The organism is Pseudomonas sp. TE3728, from assembly GCF_056279145.1.
Genome location: NZ_JBWBQT010000001.1, coordinates 5,306,297 through 5,325,194 on the forward strand (window position 1 = coordinate 5,306,297; position 18,898 = coordinate 5,325,194).

General features: G+C 58.2%; 18 protein-coding genes. 9 read left to right on the forward strand and 9 right to left on the reverse strand.

Annotation, left to right across the window (positions count from 1 at the left end; all coding sequences use genetic code 11):
* Window positions 1-235: 235 nt before the first annotated feature.
* Genes cyoA through cyoE form a run of 5 tightly spaced genes read left to right on the forward strand, consistent with a single transcriptional unit; the run spans window position 236 to window position 5,078 of the window.
* The gene (gene cyoA / locus ACZ89R_RS23190) at window positions 236-1,180 is read left to right on the forward strand and encodes a ubiquinol oxidase subunit II (protein WP_429544467.1); all 945 of its coding nucleotides are present in this window, start codon (window positions 236-238) and stop codon (window positions 1,178-1,180) included.
* Window positions 1,181-1,183: 3 nt separating this feature from the next.
* A complete protein-coding gene (gene cyoB / locus ACZ89R_RS23195) occupies window positions 1,184-3,214 on the forward strand; it encodes a cytochrome o ubiquinol oxidase subunit I (RefSeq protein WP_429544466.1) in 2,031 nt (676 codons plus the stop codon).
* Window positions 3,215-3,217: 3 nt separating this feature from the next.
* On the forward strand, window positions 3,218-3,844 hold the full coding sequence (locus ACZ89R_RS23200; RefSeq protein ID WP_123501051.1) for a cytochrome o ubiquinol oxidase subunit III: 627 nt from the start codon (window positions 3,218-3,220) through the stop codon (window positions 3,842-3,844).
* Window positions 3,845-4,180: a cytochrome o ubiquinol oxidase subunit IV gene (gene cyoD / locus ACZ89R_RS23205; RefSeq protein WP_429544465.1), complete on the forward strand. Its 336-nt coding sequence runs from the start codon at window positions 3,845-3,847 to the stop codon at window positions 4,178-4,180. It abuts the gene before it with no gap.
* A gap of 10 nt (window positions 4,181-4,190) precedes the next feature.
* On the forward strand, window positions 4,191-5,078 hold the full coding sequence (cyoE, locus tag ACZ89R_RS23210) for a heme o synthase (RefSeq protein WP_429544464.1): 888 nt from the start codon (window positions 4,191-4,193) through the stop codon (window positions 5,076-5,078).
* A gap of 277 nt (window positions 5,079-5,355) precedes the next feature.
* On the opposite strand, the gene ACZ89R_RS23215 is transcribed toward cyoE, so the two are convergent.
* The 4 genes from ACZ89R_RS23215 to ACZ89R_RS23230 all read right to left on the reverse strand — a co-directional run bounded on the left by ACZ89R_RS23215 (window position 5,356) and on the right by ACZ89R_RS23230 (window position 9,016).
* Complete coding sequence (locus ACZ89R_RS23215) at window positions 5,356-6,060, reverse strand: hypothetical protein (protein WP_429544463.1); 705 nt, start codon at window positions 6,058-6,060, stop codon at window positions 5,356-5,358.
* Window positions 6,061-6,196: 136 nt separating this feature from the next.
* Window positions 6,197-6,712 (reverse strand): hypothetical protein, encoded by a 516-nt coding sequence (locus ACZ89R_RS23220; RefSeq protein ID WP_429542553.1) that lies wholly within the window; start codon window positions 6,710-6,712, stop codon window positions 6,197-6,199.
* A 67-nt stretch (window positions 6,713-6,779) separates the two neighbouring features.
* Window positions 6,780-8,303 carry a sensor histidine kinase gene (locus ACZ89R_RS23225; RefSeq protein ID WP_429544462.1) on the reverse strand — a complete coding sequence of 508 codons (1,524 nt, stop codon included), beginning with the start codon at window positions 8,301-8,303 and terminating at the stop codon, window positions 6,780-6,782.
* Complete coding sequence (locus tag ACZ89R_RS23230) at window positions 8,300-9,016, reverse strand: response regulator transcription factor (protein WP_429544461.1); 717 nt, start codon at window positions 9,014-9,016, stop codon at window positions 8,300-8,302. Before ACZ89R_RS23230 ends, ACZ89R_RS23225 begins: the two co-directional genes overlap by 4 nt.
* 153 nt (window positions 9,017-9,169) lie before the next feature.
* Between ACZ89R_RS23230 and msrB the strand changes: the two genes are divergently transcribed.
* Genes msrB through msrA form a run of 3 tightly spaced genes read left to right on the forward strand, consistent with a single transcriptional unit; the run spans window position 9,170 to window position 12,266 of the window.
* Window positions 9,170-9,685 carry a peptide-methionine (R)-S-oxide reductase MsrB gene (gene msrB / locus ACZ89R_RS23235; RefSeq protein ID WP_429544460.1) on the forward strand — a complete coding sequence of 172 codons (516 nt, stop codon included), beginning with the start codon at window positions 9,170-9,172 and terminating at the stop codon, window positions 9,683-9,685.
* Between the two features lie 43 nt (window positions 9,686-9,728).
* A complete protein-coding gene (locus ACZ89R_RS23240) occupies window positions 9,729-11,516 on the forward strand; it encodes a cytochrome c biogenesis protein DipZ (RefSeq protein ID WP_429544459.1) in 1,788 nt (595 codons plus the stop codon).
* A 42-nt stretch (window positions 11,517-11,558) separates the two neighbouring features.
* The gene (msrA, locus tag ACZ89R_RS23245; protein ID WP_429544458.1) at window positions 11,559-12,266 is read left to right on the forward strand and encodes a peptide-methionine (S)-S-oxide reductase MsrA; all 708 of its coding nucleotides are present in this window, start codon (window positions 11,559-11,561) and stop codon (window positions 12,264-12,266) included.
* Between the two features lie 8 nt (window positions 12,267-12,274).
* On the opposite strand, the gene ACZ89R_RS23250 is transcribed toward msrA, so the two are convergent.
* From ACZ89R_RS23250 to ACZ89R_RS23260, 3 genes are all read right to left on the reverse strand, one after another.
* Window positions 12,275-12,652 (reverse strand): GNAT family N-acetyltransferase, encoded by a 378-nt coding sequence (locus tag ACZ89R_RS23250; RefSeq protein WP_429547819.1) that lies wholly within the window; start codon window positions 12,650-12,652, stop codon window positions 12,275-12,277.
* 23 nt (window positions 12,653-12,675) lie between these two features.
* Window positions 12,676-13,689 carry a sensor domain-containing diguanylate cyclase gene (locus ACZ89R_RS23255; RefSeq protein ID WP_429544457.1) on the reverse strand — a complete coding sequence of 338 codons (1,014 nt, stop codon included), beginning with the start codon at window positions 13,687-13,689 and terminating at the stop codon, window positions 12,676-12,678.
* Between the two features lie 117 nt (window positions 13,690-13,806).
* Complete coding sequence (locus tag ACZ89R_RS23260) at window positions 13,807-14,712, reverse strand: LysR family transcriptional regulator (protein ID WP_123501069.1); 906 nt, start codon at window positions 14,710-14,712, stop codon at window positions 13,807-13,809.
* Window positions 14,713-14,814: 102 nt separating this feature from the next.
* Between ACZ89R_RS23260 and ACZ89R_RS23265 the strand changes: the two genes are divergently transcribed.
* Window positions 14,815-15,990 (forward strand): acetylornithine transaminase, encoded by a 1,176-nt coding sequence (locus ACZ89R_RS23265; RefSeq protein ID WP_123501071.1) that lies wholly within the window; start codon window positions 14,815-14,817, stop codon window positions 15,988-15,990.
* Window positions 15,991-16,147: 157 nt separating this feature from the next.
* Here the strand turns inward: ACZ89R_RS23265 and ACZ89R_RS23270 are convergent, their stop codons facing one another.
* A complete protein-coding gene (locus ACZ89R_RS23270) occupies window positions 16,148-16,675 on the reverse strand; it encodes a P-loop NTPase family protein (RefSeq protein ID WP_429544456.1) in 528 nt (175 codons plus the stop codon).
* A 16-nt stretch (window positions 16,676-16,691) separates the two neighbouring features.
* Entirely contained in the window at window positions 16,692-18,629 is a 1,938-nt protein-coding gene (locus ACZ89R_RS23275; RefSeq protein ID WP_429544455.1) for an alkaline phosphatase D family protein, read from the reverse strand.
* Window positions 18,630-18,898: the final 269 nt, after the last annotated feature.

Sequence of the window (18,898 nt, forward strand, 5' to 3'; positions counted from 1 at the left end):
CTCCCAGGTGTCGGTGCCTTCCGACTATCCGCACCAAATGGAATTGGTCTGTAACAAGGCCCTTGACCACGAATTCGAATAAGAACTCACCGCAGGCCCAGCAATTGTCGAACAGCGTCTGACGCGCGACGGGCAGGCCCTTATTCAATCCAAGAAAAATGCCAACCCTTGGCAGGGTGAAGTGTTGGCGATCAAAACCCAACTGCATTGCGCAAGCTGCTTTAGAGGTCGTGAGATGAGTAAAAACAGGTACCCCAGACTACTAGGCTTATTGCCGCTGCTCGGCACGTTGTTGCTGGGAGGCTGCAACATGACCTTGCTCGATCCCAAGGGCCAGGTCGGCCTGGATGAGCGAAACCTGATCATCACCGCAACGCTGCTGATGCTGTTGGTCGTTGTGCCGGTCATCGTCATGACCTTCCTGTTCGCCTGGAAATACCGCGCCTCCAACAAGGACGCCGTTTACACGCCAAAATGGTCCCACTCCACCAAGATCGAAGTCGCGGTGTGGACTATTCCGGTACTGATCATCATTGCTCTGGGTTACATCACCTACAAGTCGACCCACGCCCTGGACCCCTACAAGCCGCTGGAATCCGACGTCAAGCCGATCACCATTGAAGTGGTCGCGCTGGACTGGAAGTGGTTGTTCATCTACCCGGAACAAGGCATCGCCACGGTCAACAAGATCGTGTTCCCGGCGCACACCCCGATCAACTTCAAGGTGACTTCGGACTCCGTGATGAACTCGTTCTTCATCCCGGCCCTGGGCGGCCAGATCTACGCGATGGCCGGCATGCAGACCAAGCTGCACCTGATCGCCAACCAGAACGCTGAAATGGACGGTATCTCCGCCAACTACAGCGGCGCTGGTTTCACCGGCATGAAATTCAAAGCTATCGCCACTTCTCAGGAAGATTTCGACGCCTGGGTAAGCGAAGTCAAAAAGGCACCTAAACAGCTTGAACAAGCTGAATACGCAGCCCTTGCCAAGCAAAGCCAGAACAACCCAGTCGAGCTCTACTCCTCGGTCACGCCGAACCTGTTCCAGATCATCGTCGACAAGTACGAAGGCATGAAACCGGGTCCGAAGGTCAAGCACGAGAAGAAAGAGAAAGAAGTGGCCGCTACGCAAGGAATGGACATGAACTCGCATTCAGCTGCCGGGGCAGAGGAGTAAACGATGTTTGGTAAATTAAGTTGGGAAGCGGTCCCGTTCCACGAACCGATCGTGATGGTAACCATCGCCATGATCGCGCTCGGTGGTCTGGCGCTGTTCGCTGCAATCACCTACTTCAAGAAGTGGACCTATTTGTGGACCGAGTGGCTGACCTCGGTCGACCACAAGAAAATCGGCGTGATGTACATCATCGTCGCCATGGTCATGTTGCTGCGCGGTTTTGCCGACGCCATTATGATGCGTACCCAGTTGGCCATGGCCACCGAGGGTTCGCCTGGCTACCTGCCACCTGAACACTATGACCAGATCTTCACCGCTCACGGTGTGATCATGATCATCTTCATGGCGATGCCATTCTTCACCGGCCTGATGAACCTTGCAGTGCCGCTGCAGATCGGCGCGCGTGACGTTGCCTATCCATTCCTGAACTCCCTGAGCTTCTGGCTGCTGGTTTCCGGCGTGGTGCTGATCAACCTGTCCCTGGGCGTCGGCGAATTCGCCAAGACCGGTTGGGTTGCCTATCCGCCGCTGTCGGGCCTGCAATACAGCCCGGGCGTGGGGATGGATTACTACATCTGGGCGCTACAACTATCCGGGCTAGGTACGACGCTGACGGGGGTCAACTTCCTGGCCACCGTGCTGAAAATGCGTACCCCGGGCATGAAGCTGATGGACATGCCGATCTTCACCTGGACCTGCACCTGGGCCAACGTCCTGATCGTGGCTTCGTTCCCGATCCTGACCGCTACCCTGGCACTGCTGACACTTGACCGTTACATGGATTTCCACATTTTCACCAATGAACTTGGTGGCAATCCAATGATGTACGTCAACCTGTTCTGGGCCTGGGGTCACCCCGAGGTTTACATCCTGATTCTGCCGGCGTTCGGGATCTTCTCCGAAGTCATCTCGACCTTCACCGGCAAGAAACTGTTCGGCCACCACTCGATGATCTACGCCAGCGGCGCGATCTCGATCCTGGGCTTCATGGTCTGGTTGCACCACTTCTTCACCATGGGTTCGGGTGCCAGCGTCAACGCCTTCTTCGGTCTGGCGACGATGCTGATTTCCATCCCGACGGGTGTGAAGCTATTCAACTGGCTGTTCACCATTTATCAAGGCCGTCTGCGTTTCACCAGCCAGGTTCTCTGGACCCTGGGCTTCATGGTGACGTTCGCCATCGGCGGCATGACCGGCGTACTGCTGGCCATTCCAGGTGCTGACTTTGTTCTGCACAACAGCCTGTTCGTGATCGCGCACTTCCATAACGTGATCATCGGCGGCGCGGTATTCGGTTACATCGCAGGTTTCGCCTTCTACTTCCCGAAAGCGTTCGGCTTCAAGCTGCACGAAGGCTGGGGCAAGGCAGCGTTCTGGTTCTGGATCAGCGGCTTCTTCGTCGCGTTCATGCCGCTCTATGCACTGGGCTTCATGGGCATGACTCGTCGCCTGAACGCCACCACCAACCCTGAGTGGGTACCGTACCTGTACGTTGCCATGTTCGGTGCGGTGATGATCGCCGTCGGTATCGCCTGCCAGCTGATCCAGCTCTACGTCAGTATCCGTGACCGCAAGCTGCCGCAGAACATGTGCGAACACGGCGACCCGTGGAATGCCCATACCCTGGAATGGTCGACTTCCTCGCCACCACCGTTCTACAACTTTGCCGTGCTGCCAAAAGCAGAAACCATCGACCCGTTCACCGAAGCCAAGGAAAACGGCACCGCGTACAAGGCTCCGGCCAGGTATGAGCCAATCCATATGCCAAACAACACTGCGACCGGTGTGGTCATGGGTGCTCTGTTGACCGTGTTCGGTTTCGCGATGATCTGGCACATCTGGTGGTTGGCCATCGCAGGCCTGGTCGGCACCGTGGTGTACTTCGTGATCCACGCTGCACGTGATGATCAAGGCTATATGGTGCCGGTCGACGTAATCGAGCGCATCGAAGCCGAGCAGCACAAGCGTCTGGTAGCGGCCGGGAAAGTTCCAGCCACCGCCACCCGTGTTGAAACCTCGTTGGAACAGGCTTAAACCATGTCGAACTTAGTGACCAATGCTGGACACACTCATGTCGATGGACATGGGCATGATGACCATCACCACGACTCGGGCGAGATGACCGTATTCGGTTTCTGGCTCTACCTGATGACCGACTGCATTCTGTTTGCGTCGATCTTCGCGGTGTACGCGGTACTGGTTAACAACGTAGCGGGTGGCCCGTCGGGCCACGACATCTTCGAGCTGCCATACGTACTGGGCGAAACCGCTCTGCTGCTGTTCAGCTCGATCACCTACGGCTTCGCCATGCTGGCGTTGTTCAAGGGCAAGAAGAACCAGGTACTGGGCTGGCTGGGCATGACCTTCCTGTTCGGTGCCGGCTTTATCGCCATGGAGATCAACGAGTTCCACGTGCTGATTTCCGAAGGCTTCGGCCCTAGCCGCAGCGGCTTCCTGTCCGGGTTCTTCACCCTGGTCGGCACCCACGGTCTGCACGTGACCAGCGGTCTGATCTGGATGGCGATCATGATGTATCAGGTGCAGAAAAACGGCCTGACGGCGACCAACAAGACCCGTCTGAGCTGCCTGAGCCTGTTCTGGCACTTCCTGGACGTGGTGTGGATCTGCGTATTCACCGTTGTTTATCTGATGGGGACTATGTAAATGGCTAACGCTCATTCCCACGATAGCCACGACGCCGGCCACGGCAGCGTCAAGTCCTATGCTATCGGTTTCATTCTGTCGGTGATCCTGACCGTCATTCCTTTCGGCCTGGTGATGTACCCATCCCTGCCGAAAGCCGTGACCCTGTGGATCGTTCTGGCCTTCGCTGTGATCCAGGTGCTGGTGCACCTGGTTTACTTCCTCCACCTGGACCGCTCCGCCGCCCAGCGTAACAACGTGATTGCGTTTGTCTTCGCTGCCCTGGTGATCGTCCTGTTGGTCGGCCTGTCGCTGTGGATCATGTTCAGCATCCACGCCAACATGATGGCGCACTGAGGAAGTCCGGATGTCCTTTAAGCACTTTATCCAAATCACCAAACCGGGGATCATTTTCGGTAACGTGCTTTCAGTGGCAGGCGGATTTTTCCTGGCCTCCAAAGGGCATGTCGATCTGGCCATCTTCCTGGCCGCGATGATCGGCACGTCCCTGGTGGTCGCTTCCGGTTGCGTGTTCAACAACTGCATCGACCGCGACATCGACCTGAAGATGGAACGTACCAAAAACCGTGCGCTGGTCCAGGGCCTGATCTCCCTGAAACTGGCCCTGGCTTTTGCGACCATCCTTGGTGTTTTCGGCGTTGCACTGTTGTACAAGGTGGCCAACCCGTTGGCTGCGTTGTTCGCGGTGATCGGTTTCGTCATCTACGTCGGTTTCTACAGTCTGTACCTCAAGCGCAAGTCGGTTCACGGCACGCTGGTGGGCAGTCTGTCGGGGGCGATGCCGCCGGTGATTGGCTATGTAGCTGTGACAAACAGCTTCGACATGGCCGCACTGACGCTGCTGGTGATGTTCAGCCTGTGGCAGATGCCGCATTCCTACGCCATCGCAATCTTCCGCTTCAACGATTACCTGGCCGCATCGATTCCGGTGTTGCCGGTGAAGCGCGGGATTCAAGTGGCCAAGAAGCACATCCTGCTCTACATCCTGGCGTTCCTCGTAGCGACCTTGATGCTGACCTTCAGCGGCTACGCCGGCATGAGCTACCTCGCCGTCGCCTCGGCCATGGGCATGTACTGGTTGTACATGGCCTGGACCGGTTACAAGGCAGTGGATGACACGGTCTGGGCACGCAAGCTGTTCGTGTTCTCGATCTTCACCATTACCGCGTTGAGCGTGATGATGTCGCTGGATTTTAAAGTGCCAAGTGAGCTGTTGCTGACTTACGCGCCTTAAGCTTCGGATGCTGTAAAGAAAAGCCCCGCCCTTCGAGAGAATGGCGGGGCTTTTTATTGGGTTCTTTTGACGGACCGTGTCGTCCCGATCGCGAGCAGGCTCGCTCCCACACTGGATAGGTGTTGCCGCCAGCTTTGTGCTTGATGCTGACCCCCTGTGGGAGCGAGCCTGCTCGCGATGGCCGCGCCGCGGTGCATCAGAAAAAAAGTTAATTAGGCGAACAGGCAATAAAAATCCCCGCTCTGACGGCGGGGATTTTTATGTGCAGCGCTTAGCTTTACTGCACGGCGATGCTGTAGCCGTCGAACGCGGTTTGCTGCTGAAGCGCGGTGATGATGTTCTTGCGGTTGACCGCTTGTTCGGCCCCGGCATTGTCCAGGAACGTTTCGCTTTCCAGCTCGGCTTCATCGCCTTCACCGACGAAAGTGAAGCCCAGGAACTCCAGTGCTTCACGGTCAACGTTCAGGCGCGAGCGCGGGGTGCGCAGGGGCAGGGTGACGCTGATGCCGTCCTTGCTGATGGTGAACACTTCGACGTCTTTCTTGGCGCGAGCCGCTTTGCTTTTGCCGCTGCTCGGGTTGCTGATGGCCTGGTGAGTCTGGTTCAGTACCTTCAGCGCCAGGCCGTAGACGATTTCCTGGAACGCCGGGTCGTCCTTGAAGCTGGACAGAATGCGACTGATCGGGAACTTGCTGCTCAGGTCTTCCAGGGCAGCAATGTCGGCCGCTTCGGCGTCTTTCAGTTGCTTGAGTTCGCCCATCAATTCGTAGGCTTTATCGTCGTCGAAGCTGTCATGAGCCTGGCGAATCGCGGCGCGCAGTTCGCGGATCTGGTCGCTTTCCCGGGTGGATTGAAAAGCATCCAGAACCATCTCGCTGATGGTCTTGGCCTGAGGCACGTGTTGTGAAAGATTGATGGAGTTTTCGTATTCCGCTTTGGACGACAAGGTGACTACGGATTCAGCGGTATTGGAATCGGACATTGAAATTTCACTACTTCTTTTAACTTGGATTGAGGCGAGAAAGCACGAAGCCTTTTCAGGCCGCCTAATCTATTGGACCGAGGCTGCGTTGTCACGGATGAACAGGCGGCTGGTCAGCATTTTTGGCGAGGGGTTTTTAACTGGCAGCCATTTTGGGGCGTTGCGCCTGAAGCTCCAGCAACAGCCGATAAAGTTTCAGCGACCGTCCGCAGATCAATCCATAGACAAACCCCGACGCCGAAGCCTTGAACAGCAACACCTCAAGCGTAGCGGCCTGTTCTGGATGCACGTCGTCCTGATAACCGAAGTAAAAGTTTACGGCAAAAAACAGCTGGTAGAGCACCAGCGTCTTCCAACTGCCAGGCACGATCAACCCGGTTTCCGGATCATCCAGCTCCACGCCCTTGCGTGAAAAAAACACCAGCGCCGCGAGGCTGCCCAGCAGAAACGTGACCAACCAGCAACCCACCGAGAACTGAGGGTTCAGCGTGAGGTTCAATGAAAACAGGGACCATGCCAGCAAGGCCGGCGGAGTGACAAGCAATGCGGCTTTGCTTTCATGGGTCGGATATAGCGCTTTGACCCCGAAGTAACACAACACCAAAAAAATCACGTAAACCCACAGCGGGATGTTTTGCAGGGTGATGAGCATTGCGCAGCGTTCCTTGCCGAAAAATGAGGACCGGGATAATAGCCGTTGCTGTGGCCAAAGCTGTCGACTATTTCCTCATTGCGTTCGGATTCGTCGACCGAACGGCCCAGTGCTCGGCGGTCTGCTCATCCACCGGTAACGAGAAGCGAAAGGTCGCGCCGCGTCCGGGCACATCAATCAGCTCAATCTCGCGACCGTGCAATTGAAGGATCCGATGCACGATCCGCAGTCCCAATCCGCCATCGCGCCGTGCGCCGCCAATGTTGAACGGGCGCAGGAACAGACCTTCGCGCAGTTCTGGAGCGATTCCCGGGCCGGTATCGCTGACGGTGACTTCGATGAAAGACCCTTGTGGGCGCAGGCTGAGTTCGATTTCTCCACCTTGGGGCGTATGGCGCAGCGCATTGTCGAACAGGTTGGTCAGTACCCGCTCGATCAACCCAAGATCTGCGCAGGCCGCCGAGACGTTGGGGGCGAAGGTGGCCTTGAGTTCGATCTGGCGCGCTTCGGCGCTGAGTTCGAATTTCTGAAAGATGTCCTGCACCAGATCGGTCAGGGAGAAGCGCTCCAGCACCGGTTGCACGAAACCGTGTTCCAGCCGCACCAGTTCCAGCAGCGATTGCGCCAGACCGCCGACCTTGCGGCTTTGATCCAGGGCGATCCCCAGGTAACGACGGCGATCGGCGGGGGACAATGTGGCGTCCTTGAGCGACAGGGTTTCCAGGTAACCGTGCAGCGAGGCCAGCGGTGTGCGCAGGTCGTGGGAGATGTTCGCCACCAGTTCACGACGCTCCTGATCCTGACGGGTCAGCGAGCGCCATTGTTCGCCGAGGCGCGTTTGCATCTGCCGGAAGGCGGCGTCGAGGATGGCTATTTCATCGTGGCTGGCGGCTTTTTCTACCGGTTCAGGCTCTGGTTCGGGCGAGGTGGACGGAACGCCATTGATATCGAACTGACTGACTTTTTCAGTCAAACGACGCAATGGCCGGGTGATCAGGCCAAATGCCGTGAGACCGGCAATCAGGCACAGCAACGCCACCAGCCCAATGGACAACAACGCTGTATTGAGCGCCACGCTGGTGGCGCCGCGTTCGGCGAAGCGATCGTGTTCTTCACTGAGCAACACTACATAAAGATAACCGGCCGGCTGACCATTGACCCGCAACGGCGCAGCACTGAAAACCTTGCTGCCATCTATGCTGCGCGGATCGTCGCCGAGAATCGGCAGGGCCTCGCCTTTGAGCAAACGCAGGATTGGCGCCAGGTCGACTTGTTCTCGGCGTATTCGACCCTCGGGCGCGGCGCTGCCGACAATTCGACCCCCAGTGTCGAGCAGATAGACCTCGACACTGGGGTTGACCAGCATCAGCTGGCTGAACAGTTCGCGCACGGCATTGGGCATCGGGCCATTGCGGTCCATCAGCACGGTGTCGTGGGCGATGTGTTGCGCCAGATCCCGCGACAACCCCTGCACCACTTCCAGTTCATGCATGTGGTTGGAACGCACCTGCAACCAGGCCGAAGTACCGCAGCACACCAGCAACAACACGGCGAACACCAAGGACAGGCGTTGGGTCAGGGTCAACCTCATGGCTGTTCTCCGCTCGTCGCGAATTTGTAACCGCGACCCCACACGGTGAGGATGCGCGCCGGTTGCGCTGGATCGGCCTCGATCTTGGCCCGCAGGCGGTTGATGTGGGTGTTGACCGTGTGCTCGTAGCCTTCGTGGCTGTAGCCCCACACCGCGTTGAGCAGGTCCATGCGCGAAAAAACCTTGCCAGGCTGGCGAGCGAAGAAGTACAGCAAGTCGAATTCTCGCGGCGTGAGGTCAAGACGACGGCCGTCGAGGGAGACTTCACGGGTGATCGGGTCGATGGACAGACCATCGCTGATCAGGCTGCCAGCATCCATTTTCAGGTTGCGGGCCATGGCGTCGACCCGTCGCAGCAATGCTTTGACCCGCGCCACCAGTTCGAGCATGGAAAAGGGTTTGGCCAGGTAGTCGTCGGCACCCAGTTCCAACCCCAGAATCCGATGGACTTCGCTGGAGCGCGCACTGGTGATGATGATCGGTGTGTAGCGGGCCATGGCCCGGGCGCGGCGGCAGATTTCCAGGCCGTCGACGCCGGGCAGCATCAGGTCGAGAATCAGTGCGTCCCAGCTTCCTTGCTGCAGCAGTCGCATGCCCTCATCGCCATCGGCGCAGTGCACCACCTCGAACTGCTCATCGCGCAGATGCAGGCAGATAAGGTCGGCGATAGGCAGGTCGTCCTCGACCACCAGGACGCGTTTGGTCGGTTCCATGGAGCTCAATCCCTCGTGACGCAATGAACAACATTGTGCGGCTTTTCCTGAGACTGAGTTATCACGAATTGTTTAACTCCTCGTGAGGATTTGGCGATCAACTCAAGCCTAGGCTGTGTTCCATGCAAGGCACCTGGAATTTTGGAGAAGGCCATGTTTTCACGGCGACAGTTTCTGGTAGCGAGCGGCGGGCTGGGGGCTGCGGCCCTGGTGATCGGTGTATTGCCAAAATTTTCCGCAAGCGTCGCGCTGATCGATGAGGCCCGCGCGATGGAGGTTTTCGAGGTGACTCACAGCGACAGCGAATGGCGCGCCCTGCTCAGCGCCGAGCAGTACGAGATCTTGCGTGAAGAGGGCACCGAACGGGCCTACAGCAGCCCGCTGAACAACGAGCACCGCAAGGGCGTTTTTGCCTGCGCCGGTTGTGATCTGCCGCTGTTTTCTTCCGACACCAAGTTCGACAGCCGTACTGGATGGCCGAGCTTCTGGGCGCCACTGGACAACGCGGTGGCCACCCGTCAGGACCGCTCCTTCGGCGTGCTGCGCGAAGAGGTTCATTGCCGTCGTTGCGGTGGTCACTTGGGCCATGTTTTCGAGGACGGGCCAAAGCCCACCGGTCTGCGTTACTGCATGAACGGTCTGGCACTGACCTTCAAGCCGCAGGCGTAATCCATGGGCATTTCCTTTCACTCACTTAATGCAGGTCGCCGTTATGTGGCTTCTGGTCCTCGCTTATCTCGGTGGTGTGCTGACGATCGTCAGCCCGTGCATTCTGCCGGTATTACCCTTTGTCTTCGCTCGCACCGGGCAGCCGTTTATGAAGAGTGGCTTGCCGCTGCTGGCGGGGATGGCGCTGACCTTCGCGCTCGTCGCCTCGTTGGCGGCGGTGGGCGGCGGTTGGGTGGTGCAAGTCAATCAGTACGGTCGCTGGCTCGCGTTGCTGTTCGTTGCACTGTTCGGGCTGACGCTGTTGCTGCCTCGGTTGGCCGAACGCCTGACGCGTCCATTGGTGGCGGCCGGCGGTCGGCTGTCGGAAGCCGCTGCTCTCGATATCCGGCCGCGCCCCGGCGCTTCGTTGCTGATCGGTGTCGCCACGGGCCTGCTCTGGGCGCCCTGCGCCGGGCCGATTCTGGGCCTGCTGCTGACTGGCGCGGCGCTGCAAGGGGCAAATGTCGCCACCACCCTGTTGCTACTGGCTTACGCGGCCGGCGCCGCCACCTCTCTCGCCGCGGCACTGCTGCTGGGCGGTAAAGTCTTCGCCGCGATGAAGCGCTCGATAGGCGCAGGCGAGTGGCTGCGTCGAGGCTTGGGAGGCGCGATGCTGGCGGGTGTTGTGGCGATCGCCTTGGGGCTGGATACCGGGATTCTGGCGCGGGTCTCGACAGCCTCCACCGGCGATATCGAGCAGGCGCTGGTCAACCAATTTGCCGGTAAGCTGCCCTCCGACAGTGGGGCGATGATGTCGCAGATTCCACGGGGCGGCGATCAACCCGCCTCCAGCATGAAGATGACCGCCAAGATACCGGGCGAACTGCCGATTGAAGGCAACCTTCCATCGCTGGACGGCGCTGTGCAATGGCTCAATTCACCCCCACTCACCGCCCAGGCCTTGAAGGGCAAGGTCGTGCTGGTGGATTTCTGGACTTACTCCTGCATCAACTGCCTGCGTACCCTGCCGTACGTGAAAGCCTGGGCCGCGAAGTATCGTGATCAGGGCTTGGTGGTGATCGGCGTCCATACGCCCGAGTTTGCCTTCGAACGTGATGTCGGTAACGTCACCAAAGCCATGAACGACCTGGGTGTCACTTATCCGGTGGCAATCGATAACGACTACAAGATCTGGCGTGCTTTCAACAACCAATACTGGCCGGCCCACTATTTTGCCGATGCTCAGGGGCGCATTCGTTACCACCACTTTGGCGAGGGCAAATACGCCGAATCGGAGCGAGTGATTCAACAACTGCTGCGTGAGGCCGGCGCCGAGAAGGTCGCGGACGGGCTGATCAATGCTCGTGCCGAGGGCGTCCAGCTCGCCCCGGACATGAGTGAAGTGCAATCGCCGGAAACCTATATCGGCTATCGACGGGCGGAGCATTTCGTTGCTCAAACCGATCTGGCGCCAGACAAGATGACGGCCTATAGCCCGCCGTCCCGACTGGCCCTCAATAACTGGAGCCTGGAGGGCCAATGGACGGTCGGTCCGGAGCGGGCCGTTTCGAACGCACCGGCCAGTCGAATCGTCTACCGCTTCCACGCTCGCGATCTGCATCTGGTATTGGGCCCCGGCGCTGACGGCAAACCGGTGCGTTTCAACGTGTTGATTGACGGCAAGCCCCCAGGTAGTGCCCACGGTGTTGACGTGGCGCCGGATGGCAGCGGCAGCGTTACCGAGCAGAGGTTGTATCAATTGGTACGCCAGACCGCAGGCGTAAAGGACCGGACATTCAGCATTGAGTTTCTCGATCCGGGTGTGTCGGCGTATGCATTTACGTTTGGTTGATAGCCGTTTGGTCGATAGCCCAATTCATTCAGGAGACAAGCCATGAAAACCTTATTTAACTGGCGTCGCACCCTGCTGGGATTGGCCGCGGCCAGTGTTATCGGTCAGTGCGCTGCGTTTTCTTTCGGAGGCGCCGAAGAGGCGGTCATCATTGCGCCACCAACCCTCGACGAGAACACTCAAGCACGCAGTGAAACGGCAATTTTTGCCGGCGGTTGCTTCTGGGGCGTCCAAGGGGTATTTCAACACGTCAAAGGGGTGAAGAACGCTGTCTCCGGTTACGCGGGGGGCACAGCCGACACCGCTCAGTACGAGCGGGTCAGCAATGGCGATACCGGTCATGCTGAGGCCGTGGAAGTCACCTACGATCCGGCTCAAGTCAGTTATGGCAGCCTGTTGCAGATCTATTTCTCGGTGGCCCATAACCCCACCGAACTCAACCGCCAGGGGCCGGACCGCGGCACTCAGTATCGGTCGGCGCTATTCCCGAAAAGCCCCGAACAGCAACGCGTCGCCCAGGCTTACATCGCCCAGCTAGACGCTGCCCATTCGTTCAACAAACCCATCGTCACCAAACTGGAAACCTACAACGGCTTCTACCCGGCCGAGGAAGAACATCAGGACTTCCTGACGGAACATCCGACGTATCCTTACATCGTGATCAATGACCTGCCGAAAGTGGCGCAGTTGAAACAGTTGTATCCGGATCGGTATCAGGAGAGGCCGGTGTTGGTGAAGGGGGGGCAATAGTGCATTGGCTACTTCAAGCGTGAGCGTTCCATCGCAATGGTCGACGTTTCAAAGCCCAGCTTTGAAAAAAAATCCGAAGCGCCTTCACGGCCTGCTCGCAGAACCCAGGTAATGGCGGTGTTGTCGCCCATGACATGCTCAACCAGGGCGCGACCGACGCCTTCACGTCGAGTTTGTTCGCACACGACAACCATCGACAGATAACCGTTGGACAACCCGTCGGTGATACCTCGGGCAAACCCGACGATGCGGGAGTCCTTTATCGCAAGAGCTGTACGTTGAGAATTAGCGATCAACTGCGCGAAATGCTCAGTTGAGCCGGTGCGGTGAGCCCAGCCATTCTCGCCAAGAAAAAGTCGTACGGGCTCTGCGTCCGAGGGCTGCATATCACGGATAAGCACGGAAGTACTCACCCCGAAATCACATTCTTGCCCGCAATCTTCGACCGATACAGCGCCTGATCGGCCCTGGCCAGCAACCCTGTCTGTTGCTCTTCTTCAAAGCGTTGCACCACGCCAAAACTCATGGTGACTTGATAGTCCCCGACCGGCAGCAAGCTCGACAGGCTGTGACGGATTTTTTCAGCGAGTGCCCTGGCGTCGGCCAACGAGGTGTTGGGCAGGATCATGATGAACTCGTCGCCGCCCCAGCGCGCCAACAGATCGCCTTCGCGCACGCAATGCTTCACGCTCTCGATCACCTGCACCAACGCCGCATCACCCAAGGCGTGGCCGTAGTGATCGTTGATGTTTTTGAAGTCATCGATGTCCATGGCTATCAGTGACAGGGGTTGGCGAAAGCGTTGGGCGCGGTCGCACTCCTGGGGCAGGGCTTTTTCCAGGCGATAGCGATTGGCGATGGAGGTCAGTACATCGGTTTCCGCCAGTTTGCGGTTTTCTTCGAGTTGGATTTGCAACTGCTCATTGACCCGAGACAACTCGCGGGTGCGTTCTTCGACGATGGCTTCGAGGGATTGATTGCGCCGTTCCATTTCTTCGAACAGGCGTTTCTTGTCTTCGATACTGCGGTGCGCGCCGACCATTCGTGCCACCGAGCCGTCGGCATTACGTGCCAGCACATAGCCGCGATCTTCGATCCAGATGTAAGTGCCATCGCGCATGCGGCAGCGATACTCGGCTTGATAGCCGGGTGCGCGCTGATTCAGGTAGTCATCAAACAGCACCATGACCCGCGAGTAATCGTCAGGGTGGATCACGTTTTCCCAGGTCAGCACGTTGTTATCCAGGGAATGAGGCGGATAGCCGAGCATCTCGTACCACCCGGGGTTGCGGTAGACGAACCCGGTGTTGGCGTTCCAGTCCCAGATGCCATCGCTGACCAGTTCCAGAATGGTGTGCAGCATGTCTTCGTTAAAATCTGACAGATTGAACTTCAACGGCTCGATATTCGATGCCTCACCCATCATCGGTCTCCCTGCCGAACTGATATCAACGTGACTCGCCAGTCGAGGAGATTAGTTCATGGGGTATTGCCCCTGCTAGAGGGCGTTCTCAATTAGTTTCCTTAGCGAGGGCGCCCCCTACTGCTTGCCCCACCTCTGCAGCGCAAAGTCGACGAAGCTGCGTAATTTCGGCAAACGGTAGCGGTCTTGGGCGTACACCAGGTTCATCGGACGGCTGGGCAGTTGGTAGTCCTGCATCAAGGCCACCAGTTTTCCGTCCTGAAGGTCCTGCTCCACCAAGGCATCGGGCACCATCACAATGCCCATCCCGGTGCGCGCCGCTTGATGCAGCCCCGCCGAACTGTTGATCAGCATCGGCCCGCTGACCTCCACCATGACTTCGCCTTCGGGTCCCCTCAGGCGCCATTGTTTGGCTACCGAGTGCCAGTCGTCTCCGGCGGGGTAGGCGAAGGCCAGGCAGTCATGGTGTTGCAGGTCGGTGGGTTTTTCAGGAGTGCCCCGGCGCGCCAGATAGTCCTTCGATGCGCACAGGGTCATCGTGTAGTCGATGAGCGGGCGGGCGATCATGTTGGACATCTCGGTAGTGCCCAAGCGAATCGCCACATCGAAACCGTTGTCGAGCAAATCCAGGCGCTGGTTGGTCAACACGACGTCGAGTTTGACCTGCGGGCAGCGCAAGGTGAATTCGCTCAGGGCCGGCGCCAGCCGTTCGGTGCCGAAGGTCAGCGGTGCGGTGATGCGCAGGGTGCCGCTCGGCTCGTCGAGGGTCTGTTCGGCCAGCCGTTCGGAATCGGCCACCAGCCCCAATACCTCGAGACAACGTTGATAGTACGCCGTGCCGAATTCCGTCAGCCGCTGGCGTCGTGTCGTACGGTTGAGCAAGCGCACACCCAGACGTTGCTCCAGGGCTCGAAGATGATTGCCGACCATGGTCGTGGACATTTCGCACTGCAAAGCGGCGGCGGTCATGCTGCCGGCTTCCACCACTCTTACGTAAACGGTCATTGCCTGGAATAAATCCATTATTAAGCCCAGCTTTAAAATGATTGAAGTGTTGCAGTGTTTATCCAGCTCAGGTGGCTAACCATACTGCAAAAACACCGACTATTAATGGAGTTTGATGTCATGACCGCCGCCTGCCTGATGAGCACTTATCAACCCTTGGCCCTGAGTTTCAGCAAAGGCCTGGGCACGCGCTTGTGGGATCAGGCCGGTCGCGAATATCTGGACGCGGTGGCGGGCGTAGCGGTGACTAACGTCGGCCATTCCCATCCGCGAATCGTGGCAGCCATCAGCGAACAGGCCGGGCTGTTGTTGCACACCTCCAACCTGTACAGCATCGACTGGCAACAGCGGCTGGCGCAGAAACTGGTTCGGCTGTCGGGAATGGAGCGGGCGTTTTTCAGTAACTCTGGCGCTGAAGCAAACGAAACCGCGCTGAAACTCGCGCGGCTTTACGGCTGGCACAAAGGCATCGAGCAGCCGCTGGTGGTGGTCATGGAAAACGCCTTTCACGGCCGTACGCTTGGCACCCTGTCCGCCAGTGACGGCCCGGCGGTGCGTCTGGGGTTTAACCAATTGCCGGGGGACTTCATTAAAGTGCCGTTCGGCGACCTCGCTGCGTTGGAGGCGGTCCAACAAGACCACGGTCCACGCATCGTGGCGATTCTGATGGAGCCGGTTCAGGGCGAAAGCGGTGTGCAAGTGGCACCGCCCGGTTATCTCAAAGCGGTACGCGAACTGTGCGACCGGCGCGCCTGGCTGCTGATGCTCGACGAAATCCAGACCGGCATCGGCCGCACCGGCCAGTGGTTTGCGTTCCAGCACGAAGGCATTACCCCGGACGTCATGACCCTGGCCAAAGGCCTGGGCAACGGCATCCCTATTGGTGCCTGCCTGGCCCGGGGCAAAGCCGCCGACCTGTTCACCCCCGGCAGCCACGGCAGCACGTTTGGCGGCAACCCATTGGCGTGCCGAGTGGGGTGCACCGTGCTGGAGATCATTGAGGAGCAAGGGCTGCTGGAAAACGCCAAACTGCAGGGTGAACGCTTGCTCGCCAGATTGCGCATCGAATTGGCCGATGATCCCAACGTTCTGGCGATTCGCGGCCGGGGTTTGATGATCGGCATCGAACTCAAACAACCGATTCGCGACCTGACCTTGATTGCAGCCCGCGATCATGGCTTGCTGATCAACGTGACACGGGGCAAGACCATTCGCCTGCTGCCACCGCTGACGATTGATGAGCGGGAAGTGGAGATGATTGTCAGAGGCGTTGGTCGGGCGGTGAGCGCAGCCTGACTTCTATTGAATGCATGCATTCCTCTGTAGGAGCTGCCGAAGGCTGCGATCTTTTGATCTTGATTTTCGACAGAGTTGAATCGCTGAAGATCAAAAAATCGCAGCCTTCAGCAGCTCTGACAAAGTCGGGTGTCTGCGTCAGTGGAATCGGGAACGATCAGTCGATTTGTTGCATCGTACTGACGAAAGCCGTGACTTCATCCCGATTCATCAGTTGAAGTTTCGAGCCAGTAAACCCTTCGAACAAGCGCTGATGCGCGGCAAATCCACTGGAATCGCCGCGCATACGGTAGCTACCCGCCCAGTCCTGTAACGCTATCAGCAACTCGTCACTATCATCGCGCTCTGCTTCACGCTGGCGAATATGACTGACGCAGTCTTCGTCCTCCAGGCACAGCCAGATCAACGTCGTCGCCAGTTCCACCAGTTCACTGACCATCCATCCATACACACCCTCGATAACCCACCGCTCTTCATTCGCTGCCACCCGCGCCATTCCCAATGCTTCGGCGCGGGGACGAGCGATGCTGTGTTCATCGGATATCCAGTGGATCAGGTCGAGATCGATCCAGGGTACTTGCAAGTGCTCTGCCAGTCGTTTGGCCAGCCAACTCTTGCCCGAGCCGGAGTTGCCGATGATCAGGGTTCGGGTGAGGTTCATGGTGTGCAGGTAATAATTGCTCATGGCAACTCGGCTAAAGTCATTCAACCGCTTCGGAAATTTCAGGCGCCACCATCCGCGTCTTCGGCGAACCATCCGCGTTGTGCTGATAAATATCCTGCGGCTGGCCTTTTTCATTAAAGAACACCTGGCCGATCCCCGCCGAATTCCATAACCGCTCGCCCGCCTCGGCATGCTCTGGAACATGCGGAACAATGCGCATCCGCCGACGCTTGGTCAGCCAGTTCAGCGGCGAACGGGGAGAGTAGAGCCAGCGGTTGAGGCGGTCGAACCATTCGAGCAGCGCGGGCGGAAACTCGTTTTTGATACCGCTGCTGGTGATCTGCCAGATTCGTGGGCCGGCCTTGCGGTGTCGGATCAATACTTCGTAGACGAAGGAATAATGCACATCGCCGGACAGCACCACGTAGTTACCGGGAGTGCGGGAGTGTCGGAAAATGTTCAGGATGACCTGGGCGGCGCCGCGATGGGCCATCCAGTTTTCGGCGTCTACCAGCAACGGATAGCCGCACCAACTAAACACCCGTTGCACGGTTTCGATCAATTTGACGCCGAAAATCGGCGCCGGCGAAACGATGATCGCCGAGGGATGATCGAGCAATTCCTGCTGCAGCTCGCTGAGCGCTTCCCAATCCAGCAGACCGGACGGTTGCTTGAGCGTCATTTCGCTGCGCCAGCGCCGAGTGCGAGTGTCGAGCACCACCACCGCAGGGCGAGTGGGCAGCACGTAATGCCACTTCTGAAAGCTCAGCAGCTCGTCGATCAAGCTATCCTGGACATCGCTGTCCAGGTAAGGATCTTGCCCCGAGGCACTCAATAGGCGGGTTTTTTCCAGCATGCCGCCAAACGCGTCCGGGTTGTTGCCCCAGCCTTGGCACAGCATATAAGCGAGCAGCGCGTTGCCGATGATGCGCTTGGAGAACGGATGGCCGTAGGCCGTTTCCTCCCATTGCGCGGAAAGATTCCAGTCATCGGTAATGTCGTGGTCGTCGAAAATCATCAGGCACGGCAGGTGCGCCATCGCCCGCCCAACACCACCCAGTCCTTTTTTGAACTCCTCGATGCGCGTCTGCTCCAGGGCATAACGCTTGCGTCGTTCGGGCGTCAGTGCCGGTGGTTGCGGCGCGATCAGTGTCCAGGACGTGGGCGACCATACTAATAGGTACATGGCCATGACCTCGGCGAAGGTCACCAAATGGTTGTCGGCGCTGCTACTGGTAAAGATCGGCTTACGCGCTCCACCGAAAAATCGTTCGCGCAGGGTTTCGTTGCTCTCAAGCGCCGGTAACAAATCCGCACGATGGTAGTAACTGGCAGGGTGCTCGTAGAGTTTGGCGCTGTCGCTGACCACTGCGCCGTCGAGGTGTTCGTCGAACAGCCCCAGACGCTCAATCAAGGCATGAATCGCCCGCAACATCGGCCCCGCGACATCATCCGCATATACCTGATCGCCGCTCATCATTAATAGCGCGGGGCGCTTGCAAGCCTCCGGTTCAGACTCCAGCAATCGATCGACGCACAGCAAACCATCGGCAGCCGGATAGTGAGGTTTGCGGCAGGAGCCATGAAGTAATTGATCGATTCGCGAGCGCAACACGAAATTCGGACATTGCGCCTCGCCATATAGTAGATGAGGCGCCCATTCGAGAATGCCCGACTGAGAGCCATCCGCGTCGGTGATTAGCAGGTCGTACTCGATCAACGTGTCGCAGGGCAGGGCGGCATCCAGTGGCACATCTATCAAATGAATAAAGGCATGAGTACCGACCGGGATGATCGTGCATTGCCCCGCATCGAGACGGATGTCGACCCCTTGCAGGCGCAGCGTCAGCGACAGCGCCCGCGACCCCACCAACCACAGTACCAGTCGCGTGGGCTCCAGGCGCCGTAATAGCGGACCGACGAGGACCGGTGGCAATGGGGAGTGATCGGCAGGCAATGGCAAAGATACGGACATCCGGGTTCAAGACTCTTGGTGCAGAGAGGCGGGCGATGATAACGCAGCCAGGGGTGAGGATTGAGCCTTGTCCATCACTGGGGTGTCGCTTATTAGAAGCAGAAATCAGTGCTCGCCTTGAAGGGCTTTGCCAAGGGAAAAAATAATCGCAGCAGGTGGTTGACCACGAAATTAAATACTGTACTATTCGCCTCCCGCTAACGAGAGATCGGAAGCGCAAGTGGTTGAAGTTGTTGAAGATTCCCAAGCGAAACTTTGAAAACTTCTGA